Here is a 16,688-nt window from a genome sequence, read left to right on the forward strand (position 1 = left end):
CCGGGAGGAGTTCTTCAGGGTCTTGGCATTTTCAGACGAAAAAGCAGTGTCCGCTTTTTCGGGAAATGCTTTAGTTGATCGGCCCGCCCTCGCCCGGCTTGCCGGGAAGCTGCTGCGGGAAAAGTTCGTATTTGCCCTGCTTGTCGGCTGCGACCCACAGGCGTTCGCGGATGATGGAATCTTCGGCCCAGTTGAACATGAAGATCGGCGTGCCCTGCGGCACATTCGAGAAGCGCTTGTTGACGATCAGTGCGCCGGGATATTCGGTAAGGCCAATCGTATAGAGGTTCTGCGTATAGACCTTCTGATATTGCTTCATCAGTTCCGCCCGCTCGGCATTGTCTTGCGACGAGATGAATTTGCGAACGATGTCGGCCATCTCCTTCTCGAACGGCATCAGATCGAGTTCCTTGCCTTCGGGCGAGCGATGGTTCCAGCTGGTGCGCGGGCCGACAGGGGCAAGCTGCTCGGTATTTTGCACCACGGATGAAAGCTCGGTGGAGTTGCGCCGCACCAGCCAGTCGAACTGTCCGCCATAGTGGGCGGCGTCGCGCTGGTTGGAATCGAGACTGTTGATAACGACGCGCAGGCCGAGTTTCGCCATCTGGCCAACAAGACCTTCCGCGAGGCTCTTGTCCGTCGCGTAACCGTTGTTGACGAGAAGGGTAATTTCGACGTTGCGACCGCCCAGCGTTTCCTTCGGGAAATTCAGGAAACCATCGCCATCCGTGTCCTTCAGGCCGATCGAGGCGAGTGCGGCCTTGGCGCCCTCAAGGTCGAAGGGGTAATAGACCGTGGAGGCGCGGTCATAGAAACTGGTGCCAGACGAAATGCCCCCCGGATAGATCGCCGTGAACGGACCCTTCACCAGCGAGTCGCCGACGGCCTTGCGGTCGATGGCCGATGTGACGGCCTGCCGGAACACCTCGTTGCGGTTCAGCTCGCGAATGGCCTGCCCGCGCTCGTCCGGATTGCCCCAGCCATTGGCGGAGAAGTTCATCTGCAGATTATAGCCGATGAGGCGCGGCCCGAAGGCAAGGCGAGCCGGCGCATTGGGCTCGGCGGCGCGTTTCAGCGAAGCGACGAAATTTTCCGGCTGTTCTAGGTTTGAGAAATCGCCAGATCCCGCCACGGCCTGCACATCACGGTCTGCCCATGTGGAGAGCTTGTAGTGAACTTCGTTGAGATAGGGTAGCTGCTGGCCCTTCTCATCGACCTTCCAGTAATAGGGGTTGCGACGCAGAACGATGAGATCGTCCGGGCGGTATGACACCGGCACCCACGCGCCCATCACCGGCATGTTCATATATTCCGGCGGGAACGCGTTCTTGAACTGGTTATAGGTGTTCTTGGAATATTTCGGATGCTGGGGCTTCAGGATATGCGACGGCCCGGGGCAGAAGCTCGGATAGGCCATGGTGTAGAGATATTGTTTGGGAAACGCCGCCTTGAACGTCCATTCGACGGTGTAGTCATCGACCTTCTTTAGCGTCGTTCCCTCGCCGAAAGCCTCAGGCGATGCGCCGCCGCCAAGCGGTGAGACATTGGGATCGATGACGGCGTCTTCCCAGTAGAACATCACGTCATCGGCGTTGAAGGGCTCGCCGTCGGACCACTTGGCACCCTTGACGAGATGCATCGTCAGCTTGTGGCCATCTTCCGACCATTCCCAGCTTTTGGCCAGATTGGGCAGCGGTTCGGTATCCTTGGCATCCACCTGGAAAAGCGGCGCGGTGCGCGTCAGGCATTCTGAAAGGGCGATATCGATGCCGCCCCAGCCCTGGCTCTGGCCGGCGATATAGTTCCAGCCCTCGGGCCTGCCGCCCACCACATGGCGCATCGTGTCGCCGTAAACACCCATGCCGTCGGGCATATTGCCGGTCTTGTAGACCAGCGGTTCTTCCGGCAGGCGCTCCTTCAAGGGCGGCAACTTGCCGGTCTTCTCGAATTTCTCGGTGATCCAGTCAGGTTCGCTATAACTGGGAAGCGCCTTGAATTCGAGGATCGAGTCACGCGCCACATAATTGATCTTGCCTTCGGCCGGAAATTGCGGCGGCTCGGGCGGCGTGGTGGTCTCGAAGGCATTCGCATTGAGTGCGATCATCGAAACACCGAGACCCAGTGCCGAGATGATACCGATCCTGCGTTGAAGTAACATCGTTTTTCCTCCCAAATGGCAGCTCTTCGAGCGCCCACCCTCTGTGATCGTTAAGACCGGACGGCGAACTCCCTTTCGCCACCGGCCTGTTTCCATGCTTTTTCCTCAGACAGCCTTCTTGAGTGCCGATTTTTCGGCCCGCAACTCTTCGATGGAACGCACATTGCGGCGGGCGGCCCCCGCCCAGTCACGCGTCTTGACGGTTGATTTCGCAAGCCGCTCCTTTGCTGCCGGAACGGCATCGGCATATTGCGGCAGCCAGCGCGCCTGCGCGACAACCATCTCATCCACCATCTGCCAGACCTCCTCCGGCGTGGCGACGGCGCCGACCAGCGGATCATGCAGCACGGCAAGCTTCAAAATATCGATATCGCCGCTCACCGCCGCATGCACCGACATGCGCTGGACGTTGATGGAGGCCATGCAGGTGGCCGCACAGGCTTCCGGCAAGGTGATGCCCGAGACCATATTGATGCCGAAACGGTCGACGAAACCGGGGGATTCGATGATGGCGTCCGCCGGCAGATTGCTGATGACGCCATTGTTCTTGACGTTGAAATGGCCGCGATAGACACGACCCGTCTCCAGCGCTTCAAGAATATGGCTTGCATGTTCGTTGGAGCGCTTTGCCGGATCGATCGGCTTGGCGGCGGACGCCAGAAACTGCGGGAATTCCGTTTCGAACCAGTTGCGTGTTTCGGTGGAGTGGCGCAGATACCCGCCGGTTTCGCCATGAATCCAGTCGGACATATCGATCCATCGGGCGATTTCCTCTGGCCGCTTACGATACCACGGCAGATATTCGGACAGATGGCCGTTGCTCTCGGTCGAATAGACGCCGAAACGCTTCAGCACGTCGATGCGCAACTTCTCCTGCTGCGAGAAGACCGGATGCGCCTCAAAGGCCGCGATCAGTTCTTCCTTGCCGATCTTGCGACCGTTGAGCTTCAGATCGATGAACCATGTCTGGTGGTTGATGCCCGAGCAGATGTAGTCGAGTTCTCCAGGCGATTTCGCGCCGAGGATTTCGGCGATCTGTTCCGCGCCGTGCTGCACGCCGTGGCAGAGACCGACCGTATCCACCTTGCCATATTCGATGGCCGCCCATGTGTTCATCGCCATGGGGTTGGCATAGTTCAGGAATTTCGCACCCGGTGCGGCGACTTCGCGGATATCCTTGCAGAAATCCAGAATGACCGGAATGTTGCGCTGACCATAGAGAATGCCGCCAGCACAGATCGTATCGCCCACACACTGGTCGACGCCGTATTTCAGCGGAATGCGGATATCGTCCGCATAGGCTTCCAGACCGCCGACCCGCACGCAGCTGATGATATATTTCGCGCCCTCCAGCGCCCGGCGACGGTCAGTATCGGCCGTCACCTTGACGGGGAAACCATTAGCCTCAACGATCTTGTCGAGGATCGCCCTGATCATATCCAGATTGTGCTGGCTGATATCCGTGAGCGCGACTTCAATATCGCGAAACTCCGGCACACACAGGAGATCGGTGAACAGTTTTTTCGTGAAACCGACGCTGCCTGCGCCAATAATAGCGATTTTGAAACTCATAACGCCACCTCTGTTGCAAATCGAACGGGTGAAACGGGCCGAAGGATCGTAAAATGGCATTGCAGAAAAATACCGTTAAGAATCCCGGAAAACCGGCCTTCATCCCAATTTTTCAGCAACAATATCCTGCTGGCTGTCTCCTCGGATCGGGATTATGCGTATAATATCGGTGAGAGCCAGAGAAGGATTATGCTTTCATGGGTAATTTTGTGCTGCAAGATTTGATCGACCAGGGCCCCTGTATGCGAACAGTTTCGCTGCCGCGCGGCCGCCAGACGCTGCACACCATGCCGACCAGCAGCGGTTATGAAATCCGCCGCAGCGGCAATTACGACTGGGACGGGCGCAAGCGCGGCCAGACGCCGTTCACCGTGCTGCAATATTGTATCGGCGGACAGGGTAACCTGCGTTACGAGAACCGTCATTACGTCGTTAGGCCGGGCGAAACCCTGCTGCTGCTCATTCCTCACAATCACCGCTACTGGCTTGAAGAGGGCAAGCAATGGGAATTCTTCTGGATTTCCATGAATGGCGAGGAAGCATTGCGCATTCACCGCAATATCCTTTCCGTTACCGGCCCGATCCTCAAGCTCCAGCCCGAAACCGTGGATCATCTCGCCGAATGCTGTTCCCGCCTCGTCAATGGCGCGGAAACGCCAGGCGCTGCCTCCGCCGTTGCCTATGAGGCGGCGATGACGCTCTATGACGATGTCTTCGGTTCTCATCCATCTTTCGGGGGCGAATATCGCACCATGCAGCAGGTGCTGAGCTACATCGACATCCATCTCGGCGAACGGCTTTCGGTCAGCGACCTTGCGGCGGTGGCAGGCCTCAGCCGCGCACATTTTTCCCGCATCTTCGCGGCAAGCGAAGGCCTGTCGCCGGCGGAATTCGTGCTGCAGCGACGGCTCAGGCGTGCGGCCAAGCTTCTGACCTCGGCTGCCGACCTTCCCATCAAGGAAGTGTCGGTGCTGTGCGGGTTCGAGGATCCGAACTATTTCTCCAAGGTCTTTCGCAGGCTCTACGGCACCAACCCCAGCGAATTCCGCACCACCGGCATGTATGCGAGCGTGCGGCAGGGCTGAACGCAACGCGACTTCGTTTTGACATGTTTCAGGCGATTAAGGATGGGCGTTACGCCCCTTTTTGGAGACCCGCCGAGGTGAAGAGCATAATCCGGACGATCCTCGTTTTTCCGCTTCGGGCGATCATCGTTTTCGCCCTGATCCTCGACGGTATTGTTCGCCCGCTCTACCGGCCCGTCATCAGGGCCATATCCGGGCTGACATTCATCAGACGACTGGAAAGCCGGATCGCGCGACTGCCGCGCCTTGCCATTCTCCTTTGCCTAGCCGTGCCCTTCGCCATCGCCGAACCCATGAAGATCATCGGTCTTCTTCTCATTGCCAATGGCGCCGTCAAGATGGGGTTGGTTCTCACGATCCTCGCCCATCTCGCAACATTCCTGATCGTCGAGCGCATCTATCACGCCGGCCGGGAAAAGCTCCTTACCTATCCCTGGCTTGCATGGATCATGCGCTATGTGCGTTTCGCACGGTCGTTTTACGATCGCCTCAAACTCGCGGCACTGAACTGGATCAGGCTCCGGCTTCTGGCGCAATAGAGGCAGATCGACCCGTCACTGTTTGCGACGCAGCTTTTTCAGCAGATATTCCGCAAGGGCGGTCGCCTGAAGCGAAACGAGAATAATAACGATGCCAAACACCACACGGGCCTCCGGCACTTCGTCAAACAGGAAATATCCGACTGCTGTCACGAACAGGATCGACAGATAGCTGACAGGCGCAAGGATGCTGGCATCGGCAACGCGATAGGCCCGCAGGAAGCAATATTGCCCCATCTGCGCCAGCAATCCGATGCCGAGCAGCGGAACCCAGTCGAATGACGCAACCGGTTTCCATGTCCAGATCGCCGGAACGGCGGTGATGACGGCGAGGCCCACCGTATAGAACACCATCATGACCGTGGTATTCTCCTGCCGCAGCGCCCGGGTCTGGATCACTGCCAGCGCGCCGAACACCACCGAGACCAGAACGACAACCACACTCGCGCCAAACTCCGCGCCTCCCGGCCCGATGACAACCAGAACGCCGACAAATGCAAGACAGGCACCGGTCCAGCGAAAACGGCTCACGCTTTCACCGAGAAAGGCAACAGCCATTGCCATCGTCACCAATGGCCGCGAGAAACCGATGGCATTGACGGTCGCAAGCGGCAAAAGGGTGATGGCGATGAAATTGCTGGTGAGTGCGATGGCGTTGCAGCAGATGCGGAAGATGTTGCGCCAGGGATATTTGACGCGCGCCATTTCGCGCCTGTGCCGCCAGATGAGTGGCAGGATGAACATCAGACCGATCATCGCCCTGATAAAGACAAGCTGGAAGGCGGGATAGGTGACGCCCTGCGCCTTGACGAGCGCGGTCATTCCGCCCGCAACAAGGGTCATATCCAGCAACAGCCAGCCTATGCCCGCGCGCGTATCCGTTTCGCGCAGGGTTTCCTGTTCTTCGCTTTGGCCGTCGCCATTCACGCCGGCTGCACAAGATTGGCCATAAGGCGGAAGGCCCCGGGCACAAGCTTGTCCATCTGGTGATGCAAAACAAGGCTGGTATGGGTGTGACGGCCCTTGCCTATGATACCGGAGACCAGCGCGCCCTTGAGCGGCTGCTCATCGACATCATGCATGGCGAGTAATGGCTCGTAGACATCATCCCAGCGCGCTGCGAAATAAAGCCCGCGTTCCTTGTCCCACCCCGCCCAGTCGGCGGCATTGATCCTGTTGGGGCCGGCAAGTAGCGGATGTTCGGGCGCCAGCACCGTTACCTCCGCCTGCGGGTCGGTTACACGCCAGCGCAAGGAAGGCCTGCCGATCTCAAGCCGTCTCACAGGCGTCGTCTCCGGATCCCATCCATCGGTCGGCCGGTGATAGAGCGTGACAAGATGGCCGCCGCCTTCAACGAAACGATGAAGCTTTTCCGTTGCAGCGGCCAGGTCGTTGCGGATTCCGAAGGCGAAGATGCCGATAACGATCGTCGTAAAAGATGACAGGTCGCCGCCAAGCGCCTGAGCATCGAGTTCGGAAACATTAAGACCCATGCGCGAAAGCCAAAGACCCACCCTGTCGGCGCCGCCGCCGACATAACCGACGTGTGCGCCCTCGGGCAGTTTGAGGTCCAGCGACAGGATATTCAAAACGGACGGCGCCAGAAACCTTGCCCTGCCGATATGCGGATAGGCGATGGGCGTGATCTGGAAAGCGGGTTGCGAACCGACAAGCGCTTCTATTCTGGCAAGGCCTGCCGTCGCAGCGCCAGTGCGTTCCGCAATCCAGTCGCCGCCGTTTCTGCGCAGGTTCCAGCCGCCCGTAGTCCTGAACGACAGAGGCGCATCGGCGCCCTTCACATGCGCCTGAAAGACATGGGCATCCTGCCCCTTTCCAAGCGGAACCAAAAGGGCATCGGGCGCAATCGTCAGCGACTGCGCGGGCGTTACGAAAAACGGCTCCTCCAGATCGAAGGCGACCGAGACCTTTCTGCCTTCAATCGTTGCGGAAAGCCGCACAAAGGCATGGCCATTGCCACCCAGGGCTTTCCAGTCGGGCTGATAAAGCCCGGAAACAACGGCATCCCGATCGGCGGCAAGCGAAAAGACCAGCGTCCTGCCACGCGACTGAACGGACGACGAGACACCCGCTGGAAAAACCGGCGTGACCTCGACGTCAAATTCGCCCGCCTTGTCTGAAAGCTCCACGGAAAGAACCGATGTTCCACCCGGAACGATCTCCCCCGGCTCGGCATAGGCCCGCTCGAAAACATCGAGCGCCGTCAGGATAGCGGCGTCGACCTGCTCCCGCTTGCGTGCGATCCGATGCCCGTGCAGCTCCTTGAAATCCGCAGCTGCGGCTTCATCTACCGTCTGCAAAAGAGCCGCCGCAGCAAGAAGCGACGCCGTGATATTCCGCCTGTCGGGAAAGGCCGCGATTGCTTGGCTTATTGCCTGTTCGGCCTTGACCAGCGCCTTTGACAATTCCGCATCCAGCCCCGGAAAAGTCGCAAGGTCGGTGAGTGAAGACGGAAGCCTGTCGAGGATCGAGCTTTCCTCGCCGCCGACGGCATCCGAGAGCTCCAGATGCAGCGGCCAGACCTCCTGCGCCCATTTCGGCCAATGACCCATTCCCTGCGAGGCATGATAATAACGCGACCATTCGCCGATGCGGTCATATTGCGCACCGGTGGCCGCCTCCTTGCCCGGAGCATTGACTATCAGCGTCGTCTCCGGCGGCGGCACTTCGTCATCATAGGTGTCGCCACCGCCAGACCATGCGGGGAGGTAATATTTGGCCACCTGCCAAGGTTTAAGCCCCTCAGCAATATGCTCGGGATAGGCGGCAGGATCGGCCGCCAGCGCGATGGCGCTCTTTGCCGCCCGCGTCATGGCGCGATGGTGCCCATGCTGTCCCGGCACATCGAGAAAGGTCGGGATGACGATATCCGGACGTTCCTTGCGGTAGGCGCGCACCAGCCGCTCGACGATGCGTTGTTGCCCCCAGCGGTTAAATGTCTGGTCGCCATCCTTGGAAAAACCGAAGTCGTGAATGATATCCGCTGGGCCATGGCCGAGCCAGCTGATATCCGCATCGATGACGCGGGCGGCCTCCTCCAGCTCCCGCGACCGGATGACGCCAAGCGCGCCCAGCCTTTCCGGCCCCAGCGCATTCTGCCCGCCCTCGCCGCGTGTCGAGCAGGCGATGATGATCCGCATACCGAGTTTCATGCGAAAATAGGCCAGAAGTCCGTTCTGCTCGTCGTCGGGATGCGCGCCGGTGTGCATGACGGTCACGGTGGATTTCAACGCGCTCAGCTTGCGGTGCAGGCGGACAAGCCACGGATCGGCCATGTGCCGTTCGATGCGCTCCCGAGGGTTAAGCATGGGCGGTCTCCTCCAAATTTCAACCGGGTGCCTGCGTTGCAGCTCCCGTGGATGTCTCGAGTTTTGGTGTGACGATGTCGAACAGCGGCAAGGCGGCCGCACCGAGTGCCGCCGTCAACTGTCCGGATTTGCCGTGCATGACACGCGGCAGTTCCCGCTGTCGCCGGCTTGCGACCGAGGTTGGCAAAGTGCCCATCCGCGCAATGACTTCACTGATGACGATCTCAGGCAGCGCACCGCCGAGAATGACAGTCTGCGGATCGAGAATATTCTCGAGCATCGCAACCATGGGCGCCAGATGGGCGGCGGCATCCTCGATCCATTCCATCACCACCGGATTGCCCGCTTTGAACAGGGCTTCCAGATCGTCAAGCTCCGTATCCGCGACACCGGCGCAGACAAGTTTTTCCTTCAGCACGTAAACGGAGGCATAGGCTTCGAGACACCCTCTCTGCCCGCAGGAGGGGCAAGGCCTTCCCTTTGGCGAGACGGTCACGTGGCCGATTTCGCCGGCATTTCCGAATGCGCCGCGATAGGGTGAACCATCCTGAATGATACCGAGGCCGATACCGACGCCGAAATAGATCATGCAGAAATTTGGGATGGCCAGGCCCGCACCGAACAGCCGTTCGCCGACAGCGGCGGCCGTCGCATCGTTTTCCACCACGACCGGCTGACCGCAGGCTTCCCCCAGCATCTGCCGGGCATCGATGCCGCCCCAGCCGGAAAGCGTCGTCGGCCCGACGGACGTCATGCCATCAATCTCGAAAGGACCGGGCATGACAACCCCGGTGCCAAGCAGCCTGCAGCCGAGATTTTTCGCAACGGCAGCGTGCTCGGCGGCAAAAGTCTTGAATATGGCGTCCGGCGTCGTGTCCTTGAGGGGTGTAACACGATGGGTACGCAACACGCCGGCAAGATCGAGGCCGACCGTGACCATATGGTCGGCGGCAATTTCCACGCCGATGGTCGCTCCGCCATCCGGATTGACCGCGAACTGGATCGGCGGCTGGCCCCTGCCGGTGCGACGACGGCCGAGTTCCTTGAGCAATTCCTCGCCAACCAGCTCGTCGACGATATTGGCAACCGCCTGCGGAGTAAGATGGGTAATCTTGGCAATCTGGGCGCGACCGAGTGAGCCATGCCGCCGGACGAGGTCGAGAACGACTCGCCTGTTGTGCTCCCGGCTTCGCTCGGGATTTTTTCCGATTGCTACGGGATAAGCGTCCACCGTGTGCACCGTCATCTCTTCAACTTCCCGTCTGTTGGAAAATTCATAGCGTCGAATTGAGGATAAGCGCAATATAATAATTCAAGTAAATTATCTTATTGACAAACGGACGCCTTCAGAGAACCGTAGAGGGCGACCGGGGGTCAGGTTTGCATGGGGCGGAAGAGGAAACTCCGCGGCCGGCGAATCGATGAGCGCGCGCGAAAGCGCGAATAAAGGGAACGATCGCTCCGCATCCGGAAGACCGGACGGAGGAAAAGGAGGCTTACATGCGCAGGGCAACTCTGTTCGCCGGCTTGGTCGCCGGTTTCAGCACATTTGCATTCAACGCCGCGCAGGCGGTGGAAATCGAATATTGGCAATATGTCTTCGACACCCGTGTGAAAGCCATGGACGAGCTGATCGCGGAATTCCAGAAGGCCAATCCTGATATCACCGTCAAGCAGGTGACCTTTCCTTACGCCGATTACCAAACGCGCGTGATCGCCGCCAACATGTCCGGCAATGGCCCGGACGTGATGCAGCTGTTTTACGGCTGGCTCGACAAGTTCGCAGCCGGGGGCATTTTGCAGCCACTGCCGGCCGATACCTTCCCGCATGACAAGATCGAAAGCGAATTTTTCCCGATCGTCAGCGCCATGAAACGCGGCGACGACTATTATGGCCTGCCGACAGCGGTTCGTTCGCTGGCGCTGTTCTACAACAAGAAGCTCTTCACCGAAGCCGGTCTCGATCCCTCCAATCCACCGAAGACGCTCGATGAATTCGTCGCCGCCGCGGAAAAGATCGCCAAGCACGATGCCGCCGGAAACCTCACCGTTGCCGGTTCCACGCTCGACATGGGTGGACAGGACCATCAGTGGTGGCGTGAAGTCCTCATCCGCCAATATGGCGGCGAGCCCTATACCGACAACGACCAGAAGGTCGCCTATAATAGCGAGCCGGGCATTCAGGCCCTGAAATTCTATACCAGCCTGCAGCTTGAAAAGAAGATCGGCCAGGTGGGCTTCATGGATGAGGGCCAGGCCGCCTTCCGCGCCGGCAAGGCGGGCATGACCATCGACGGCACCTTCCGGCTCGGCTCGTTCCGCACCATCAAGGATTTCGAGTGGGGCGTGACCGAACTTCCCACCAATGACAAGAATATCCGCTCCAACTATGCAAGCTACTTCGCCAACGGCATCAGCGCCAAGACCACGGGTGAAGAGCTTGAGGCCTCCAAGAAGTTCCTTGCCTATATCTCTTCCCCGGAAGCCATGGCGATTTGGCTGAAGACGGTGGGCGAGTTGCCGGCGCGGCGCTCGGCAGCGCTGACCGAAGAAAACCTGAAGGACCCGATCTACGCGCCGTTCCTGAAGGGTCTGGAATATGCGCATACGACGCTGTTCATGGATGAGGCAGCCCAGCGGCAAAACGCCATCGACATGACAAACCGTGTCCTGCTCGAGGGCCAGTCGGTTGAAGACTCCGTCAAGCAGGCCGCCGAGGCCGAGCAGGAAATCATCGACGCGGCGAAACCCTGAAAACCGCAGGTCCAACAATGACAGCGATAGATCAACAAGGGGCGGCATCCGGCCGCCCCGGCGGCTCCTTCGGAGATCGCCTTTCCATGCGCACCAAACGGCTTTTGTGGATCTGGAGCTTTTTGGCGATCCCGATCCTGTTTTACAGCGTCATCCGGTTTTACCCGACACTGCAGGCCTTCTATCTGTCCTTCACCAACTGGGACTTGCTCAGGCCAGCAAAGTTCATCGGCGCCGCCAATTACGTCAAGCTGTTCAAGGATCCGCAATTCTGGAAGGTGTTCAAAAACACCTTCACCTATCTCATCGTCGGCACGCCGATCAGTCTCGTCCTTGCTTTCGTCATCGCCTTTTATCTCGACCGGGTGCGCATTCTGCATGGTTTCATTCGCGCGCTGTATTTCCTGCCCTATTTGACGACTGCAGCGGCCATGGCCTGGGTCTGGCGCTGGTTCTATCAGCCGCCGCCCATCGGCATCATCAACGACGTGTTCGGCATGATCGGCATTCCCCAGCAGCCCTTCATCCGCTCCACCGATCAGGCGCTCTATTCGGTCATGGTGACAGCCATCTGGGCGGGGCTCGGCTTCCAGATCATCATCTTCATGGCCGGCCTGCGTGCGATTCCCACGACATTCTACGAAGCCGCCCGCATCGACGGGCTGGGTGAATGGGCGATCCTGCGCAAGATCACGCTGCCGCTTCTGAAACCAACCACGGTTTTCCTCGTGGTGTTTTCCTCCATCGGCTTCCTTCGCATCTTCGACCAGGTCTACAACATGACCACCAATGATCCGGGCGGCCCGCTCGGTTCAACCAAGCCGCTGGTGCTGATGATCTACCAGACTGCGTTCAATTCCTATGCCATGGGTTATGCCGCAGCACAGACGGTCGTCCTGTTCACCATTCTTCTTGTCGTATCGCTGGTCCAGCTCTGGGTCCTGAGGGAAAAGAAATGAGCGAAGCGCCGCCACTCTCCCACGCCCGCATCCGCCCCGGCCGCATCGTCACCTGGACGCTGCTGTTCATCGGCGGCCTGATCATGATCTCGCCGCTGCTCTTCATGTTTTCGACCTCGTTCAAGACGGCGGATCAGGTTTACGATCTACGTCTCATTCCGGCAGCACCCACGCTTGCAAACTACATCACCGTCATGGCCGATGGCCGTTTCCTGCGCTGGTTCTTCAACTCCATGCTGGTTGCGGTCATCGTTACCGTGTCCAACTGCTTCTTTGACAGTCTTGTCGGCTACACGCTGGCGAAATTCGAGTTCCGCGGTCGTTATTTTATCTTCCTCGCAATCCTCTCGACGCTGATGATACCGACCGAAATGCTCGTCATTCCCTGGTATCTGATGTCCAGTCAGCTCGGCTGGCTCGACAGCTACTGGGGCATCATGTTCCCGGGCATGATGACGGCCTTCGGCACCTTCCTGATGAAGCAGTTCTTCGAGACGGTTCCGAACGACTTCATCGAGGCCGCGCGCGTCGACGGGCTCAACGAATTCCAGATCTGGTGGAAAGTCGCCCTGCCGCTCGTCACACCGGCGCTCTCCGCACTCGCGATCTTCACCTTCCTCGGCAACTGGACAGCCTTCTTCTGGCCACTGATCGTCACGACAAGCAAGGAGCTTTACACGCTGCCGGTCGGTCTTTCGAGCTTTGCCGTGGAACAGCAAATCCAGTGGGAAATGATCATGACGGGCGCCGCCATTGCGACCATCCCCACCCTCATCGTCTTCATCGTCCTGCAACGCTACATCGTTCGCGGTGTGATGCTGGCGGGTCTGAAAGGATAATATCATGGCCGATATGAACCCGCGCCTGTCCGACACCAGCAAGTTTCCCGACCCTGTCTACAAGGAAACCGTGCTGCGCCCGCTGTTCGACGGTGCCAAGAACCACCATGTCGACGGCTTCCGCCGTATCGACCGCGCCCATCTGGTCATGCTGCGCGAAACCGGCATTCTCGATGCCGAAACAGCGGCGAAGATCGCCGGCGCGCTTGAGGATATCGACAGGACCATCGAGCCATCGGAGCTGGTCTATACCGGCGAAGTCGAGGATTTCTTCTTCCTGATCGAGAAGGAGCTGAAAGCCCGCATCGGCGTCGATGTAGCCGGCCGCCTTCACACGGCGCGTTCACGCAACGATATCGATCACACGCTGTTCAAGATCGGCCTCAAGGACAAGATCGACACGCTCACCGCCAAGGCGCGCGTTCTCTTAAAAGCGCTGATCGATGCCGCCGAGCGCAATCAATCCACCCTGATCGTAGCCTATACGCATGGTCAGCCGGCCCAGCCCACCACCTTCGGCCACTACCTTTCCGCCGCCATCGAAGTGCTGATCCGGGATATCGAGCGTTTTGCCGAAGCGCGACGCATCGTCGATCTGTCGCCGATGGGCGCCGCCGCCATCACCACGTCAGGTTTTCCCATCGACCGGGCGCGGGTTGCCGAATTGCTGGGGTTTGCCGCACCCTTACGCAATTCCTATTCCTGCATCGCCGCCGTGGATTATACAACAGCGACCTATGGCGCGATCGAACTGATGTTCCTGCATCTCGGCCGGCTTATTCAGGATTTCCAGTTCTGGACGAGTTTTGAGGTCGGCCAGATCTATGTACCGAATTCGCTGGTGCAGATTTCCTCGATCATGCCGCAGAAACGCAACCCGGTGCCGATCGAACATCTGCGCCACCTCGCCAGCCAGACATTCGGCCGGGCACGCACGGTGCTGGATGTAATGCACAACACGCCCTTCACCGACATGAATGACAGCGAGGGCGAGACGCAGGGTATGGGTTATGAAGCCTTCACTTCTGCCAGCCGGGTACTCGATCTTCTCGCCAGCCTCGTTGGCCAGATCAGCATCGATCCTGAAAGGGTCGACCAGAATATTCGCCGCTCCTGCATCACCATCACCGAACTGGCGGATTCACTTGTCCGCATCGAAGACCTGTCATTCCGTCAGGCGCATGAAATTGCCGCGACTGTTGCCAAGAGCGTCGTCGCGCTGAAGGGCGATCTGCCGAATGAGGGTTACCAACCGTTCCTCAAGGCGTTTCGGGAACTGGCAGGACGCGATACCGGCATCGACGAGGAAAAATTCAAGCAGATCGTCTCGCCGGAACACTTTGTCGCCGTGCGCAGCCGCTTCGGCGGCCCGGCGCCTGAACCCATGCGGGAAGCGATTGCGGCATACCGCGACAGGCTCGGCGCTTTTGCGGCGGAAGCACGGCGTTTCGCCGATCACGAAGCGGCGAAAGCCGCCGAACTGGCAGAGAAATTCACCGCCCTGACGGGAGCGCGATAATGGCGACAATCGAACTCAATCAACTCGTGAAGCGCTACGGCAAGGTCGAAGCAGTCAAGGGCATAGACCTTGCCATTGAAGACGGCGAGTTCGTCGTTTTTGTCGGCCCCTCCGGCTGCGGAAAATCCACCACCCTTAGAATGATCGCGGGTCTGGAGGAAATTTCCGACGGCACGCTGAAAATCGCCGGAAACGTCGTCAACGAGAAAGAACCGAAGCAGCGCAACATCGCCATGGTCTTTCAGAACTATGCGATCTACCCGCATATGACGGTTCGCCAGAATATCGGTTTCGGACTTTATACATCAAAGCTCGACAGGGCGGAAAAGAACCGGCGCATCGAAGAGGCCGGCCGGGTGCTGGGGCTTGAGGCCCTGCTCGACCGCCGTCCCGCCGCTTTGTCGGGCGGCCAGCGGCAGCGCGTCGCCATCGGCCGCGCCATGGTGCGCGATCCTGCTGCCTTTCTTTTCGATGAGCCGCTCTCCAATCTAGACGCGCAGTTGAGATCGCAGATGCGCATTGAAATCAAACGCTTGCACCAACGTCTTAAGACGACAACCGTCTACGTCACCCATGATCAGGTGGAAGCCATGACCATGGCGGATCGTATCGTGGTGATGAAGGACGGCCACATATTGCAGGTCGGCACGCCGACGGAACTTTACGAAACACCCGTCGACATCTTTACCGCACGCTTCATAGGCAGCCCCTCGATGAACCTCCTGCGCGGAACCAGCGCCGGCGACAGCGTTGCGCCCTCGGCCACGGGAGACCTTCTGATCGGCGTCAGGCCGCATGATCTGCTGGTCGGCGAGAACGGTGCTGCTCAGGCGACGTTCACGCTTGAGGGAACGGTAACGGCGGTCGAGCCGCTCGGGCCGGAGACGCTTGTTCATCTGGACACCGACACCAGTTCGGTGATCGCCACTGCGCGAAGCAAAACCATTCCGGCCGTCGGCAGCCGGCTGCAATGCCAGGCGGAGCGAGGTTCGCTTTATCTTTTCGACGCCAAGACGGAAAAGCTTCTGGGCCGCGCATGATGACAACGGAAAAAACTGCCGTCATCAGCGTCGGCCGGATCTATTGCGACCTCATTTTCACCGGGCTTGACGAATTGCCGGTGCTCGGCCGGGAACTGTTTGCCCGCGACATGGAAATTGCCGCCGGCGGCGGAGCTTTCATTGCCGCCGCGCATTTCGCCCATATCGGCCGACCCGTTGCGCTGCTGGCAAGGCTCGGCACCGACACGTTTTCGCGAGATATCGGTGAGAAAATGGCGCGAAGCGGCGTCGACCTGCAGTTTTTGGAACATTCAGCAGATGCCGGACCGCAAGTCACGGTGGCGACAGTGGTTGGTCAGGACCGGGCTTTTTTGACGCGTCGCGCCGGTGCCGCCCGGCCTTCGACGCTGGATGCCGCCTTTGCGTGGGAAACCGCCCGGCATCTGCACATCGCCGAATTCGCCACTCTGCATGAGATGCCCGACCTGGTCTCCCGCGCCAAGGCAAGCGGATTGTCCGTTTCGCTCGACCCAAGCTGGGATGCTTCGCTGATCTATGACAAGGGCCTGCTCCAGGCCTGTGCCGGCGTCGACGTTTTTTTGCCGAATCTCGAAGAGGCCGAAGCAATCACTGGTCATTCTGACCCGGAAATCGCGATCCGCGCTTTATCAGAGGCGTTTCCCGTCGTGGCTTTGAAAGGTGGCGCGCAGGGGGCGTGGGTTTCCTCTCAGAGGGGGCTGCGGCATGTAGCGGCCCAGAAAGTCCCGGTTATCGATACGACCGGCGCAGGCGACGCCTTTAATGCCGGTTTTCTCGATGCGTGGCTTGAGGGACAGGACGAACAGCGATGCCTCAAAGCCGGGGTCGCTGCGGGCAGCCTTGCCGTGCAGGCGGCAGGCGGCGCACCAAGGGAGACGGCCGCCGCTTGAGGCATCC

The 16,688-nt window shown here is 59.3% G+C and carries 13 protein-coding genes; 8 read left to right on the forward strand and 5 right to left on the reverse strand.

Going from position 1 to position 16,688, the window contains the following annotated elements; all coding sequences use genetic code 11:
* Window positions 1-70: 70 nt before the first annotated feature.
* The gene (locus tag AGR1_RS21140; RefSeq protein ID WP_149148139.1) at window positions 71-2,158 is read right to left on the reverse strand and encodes an ABC transporter substrate-binding protein; all 2,088 of its coding nucleotides are present in this window, start codon (window positions 2,156-2,158) and stop codon (window positions 71-73) included.
* 105 nt (window positions 2,159-2,263) lie between these two features.
* Window positions 2,264-3,730, reverse strand: coding sequence for an alpha-glucosidase/alpha-galactosidase (locus AGR1_RS21145; RefSeq protein WP_149148140.1), 1,467 nt, complete (start codon window positions 3,728-3,730; stop codon window positions 2,264-2,266).
* A gap of 197 nt (window positions 3,731-3,927) precedes the next feature.
* Here AGR1_RS21145 and AGR1_RS21150 point away from each other — a divergent pair, with 197 nt between their 5' ends.
* Together AGR1_RS21150 and AGR1_RS21155 are read left to right on the forward strand one after the other, a co-directional pair.
* The gene (locus AGR1_RS21150; RefSeq protein ID WP_077983929.1) at window positions 3,928-4,815 is read left to right on the forward strand and encodes an AraC family transcriptional regulator; all 888 of its coding nucleotides are present in this window, start codon (window positions 3,928-3,930) and stop codon (window positions 4,813-4,815) included.
* A gap of 77 nt (window positions 4,816-4,892) precedes the next feature.
* Window positions 4,893-5,354, forward strand: coding sequence for a hypothetical protein (locus AGR1_RS21155; RefSeq protein WP_187772254.1), 462 nt, complete (start codon window positions 4,893-4,895; stop codon window positions 5,352-5,354).
* A gap of 15 nt (window positions 5,355-5,369) precedes the next feature.
* Here the strand turns inward: AGR1_RS21155 and AGR1_RS21160 are convergent, their stop codons facing one another.
* From AGR1_RS21160 to AGR1_RS21170, 3 genes are read right to left on the reverse strand one after another with little or no spacing between them, the layout of a single operon-like run.
* Window positions 5,370-6,281 (reverse strand): DMT family transporter, encoded by a 912-nt coding sequence (locus tag AGR1_RS21160; protein ID WP_149148142.1) that lies wholly within the window; start codon window positions 6,279-6,281, stop codon window positions 5,370-5,372.
* Complete coding sequence (locus AGR1_RS21165; RefSeq protein WP_149148143.1) at window positions 6,278-8,680, reverse strand: PIG-L family deacetylase; 2,403 nt, start codon at window positions 8,678-8,680, stop codon at window positions 6,278-6,280. The genes AGR1_RS21160 and AGR1_RS21165 overlap by 4 nt, the downstream gene beginning before the upstream one ends.
* Window positions 8,681-8,699: 19 nt before the next feature.
* Window positions 8,700-9,926 carry an ROK family transcriptional regulator gene (locus AGR1_RS21170; protein ID WP_137411169.1) on the reverse strand — a complete coding sequence of 409 codons (1,227 nt, stop codon included), beginning with the start codon at window positions 9,924-9,926 and terminating at the stop codon, window positions 8,700-8,702.
* Between the two features lie 254 nt (window positions 9,927-10,180).
* Here AGR1_RS21170 and AGR1_RS21175 point away from each other — a divergent pair, with 254 nt between their 5' ends.
* From AGR1_RS21175 to AGR1_RS21200, 6 genes are read left to right on the forward strand one after another with little or no spacing between them, the layout of a single operon-like run.
* Window positions 10,181-11,434, forward strand: coding sequence for an extracellular solute-binding protein (locus tag AGR1_RS21175; protein ID WP_149148144.1), 1,254 nt, complete (start codon window positions 10,181-10,183; stop codon window positions 11,432-11,434).
* Window positions 11,435-11,451: 17 nt separating this feature from the next.
* Window positions 11,452-12,393, forward strand: coding sequence for a sugar ABC transporter permease (locus tag AGR1_RS21180; protein ID WP_080793591.1), 942 nt, complete (start codon window positions 11,452-11,454; stop codon window positions 12,391-12,393).
* Window positions 12,390-13,232 (forward strand): carbohydrate ABC transporter permease, encoded by an 843-nt coding sequence (locus tag AGR1_RS21185; RefSeq protein WP_080793593.1) that lies wholly within the window; start codon window positions 12,390-12,392, stop codon window positions 13,230-13,232. Before AGR1_RS21180 ends, AGR1_RS21185 begins: the two co-directional genes overlap by 4 nt.
* A gap of 4 nt (window positions 13,233-13,236) precedes the next feature.
* Window positions 13,237-14,751 (forward strand): argininosuccinate lyase, encoded by a 1,515-nt coding sequence (argH, locus tag AGR1_RS21190; RefSeq protein ID WP_149148145.1) that lies wholly within the window; start codon window positions 13,237-13,239, stop codon window positions 14,749-14,751.
* On the forward strand, window positions 14,751-15,791 hold the full coding sequence (gene ugpC / locus AGR1_RS21195; protein ID WP_149148146.1) for a sn-glycerol-3-phosphate ABC transporter ATP-binding protein UgpC: 1,041 nt from the start codon (window positions 14,751-14,753) through the stop codon (window positions 15,789-15,791). Before argH ends, ugpC begins: the two co-directional genes overlap by 1 nt.
* Complete coding sequence (locus tag AGR1_RS21200) at window positions 15,788-16,681, forward strand: sugar kinase (protein WP_149148147.1); 894 nt, start codon at window positions 15,788-15,790, stop codon at window positions 16,679-16,681. The genes ugpC and AGR1_RS21200 overlap by 4 nt, the downstream gene beginning before the upstream one ends.
* Window positions 16,682-16,688 lie beyond the last annotated feature (7 nt).

The organism is Agrobacterium sp. B1(2019) (assembly GCF_008274755.1).
Lineage (GTDB): Bacteria > Pseudomonadota > Alphaproteobacteria > Rhizobiales > Rhizobiaceae > Agrobacterium > Agrobacterium salinitolerans.

Bases quoted from the DNA above. Each gene is read 5' to 3' on its own strand.
- AGR1_RS21140 (WP_149148139.1), bottom strand. From the start codon at position 2,158: ATGTTACTTCAACGCAGGATCGGTATCATCTCGGCACTGGGTCTCGGT.
- AGR1_RS21145 (WP_149148140.1), bottom strand. From the start codon at position 3,730: ATGAGTTTCAAAATCGCTATTATTGGCGCAGGCAGCGTCGGTTTCACG.
- AGR1_RS21150 (WP_077983929.1), top strand. From the start codon at position 3,928: ATGGGTAATTTTGTGCTGCAAGATTTGATCGACCAGGGCCCCTGTATG.
- AGR1_RS21165 (WP_149148143.1), bottom strand. From the start codon at position 8,680: ATGCTTAACCCTCGGGAGCGCATCGAACGGCACATGGCCGATCCGTGG.
- AGR1_RS21170 (WP_137411169.1), bottom strand. From the start codon at position 9,926: ATGACGGTGCACACGGTGGACGCTTATCCCGTAGCAATCGGAAAAAAT.
- AGR1_RS21175 (WP_149148144.1), top strand. From the start codon at position 10,181: ATGCGCAGGGCAACTCTGTTCGCCGGCTTGGTCGCCGGTTTCAGCACA.
- AGR1_RS21180 (WP_080793591.1), top strand. From the start codon at position 11,452: ATGACAGCGATAGATCAACAAGGGGCGGCATCCGGCCGCCCCGGCGGC.
- AGR1_RS21185 (WP_080793593.1), top strand. From the start codon at position 12,390: ATGAGCGAAGCGCCGCCACTCTCCCACGCCCGCATCCGCCCCGGCCGC.
- argH (WP_149148145.1), top strand. From the start codon at position 13,237: ATGGCCGATATGAACCCGCGCCTGTCCGACACCAGCAAGTTTCCCGAC.
- ugpC (WP_149148146.1), top strand. From the start codon at position 14,751: ATGGCGACAATCGAACTCAATCAACTCGTGAAGCGCTACGGCAAGGTC.
- AGR1_RS21200 (WP_149148147.1), top strand. From the start codon at position 15,788: ATGATGACAACGGAAAAAACTGCCGTCATCAGCGTCGGCCGGATCTAT.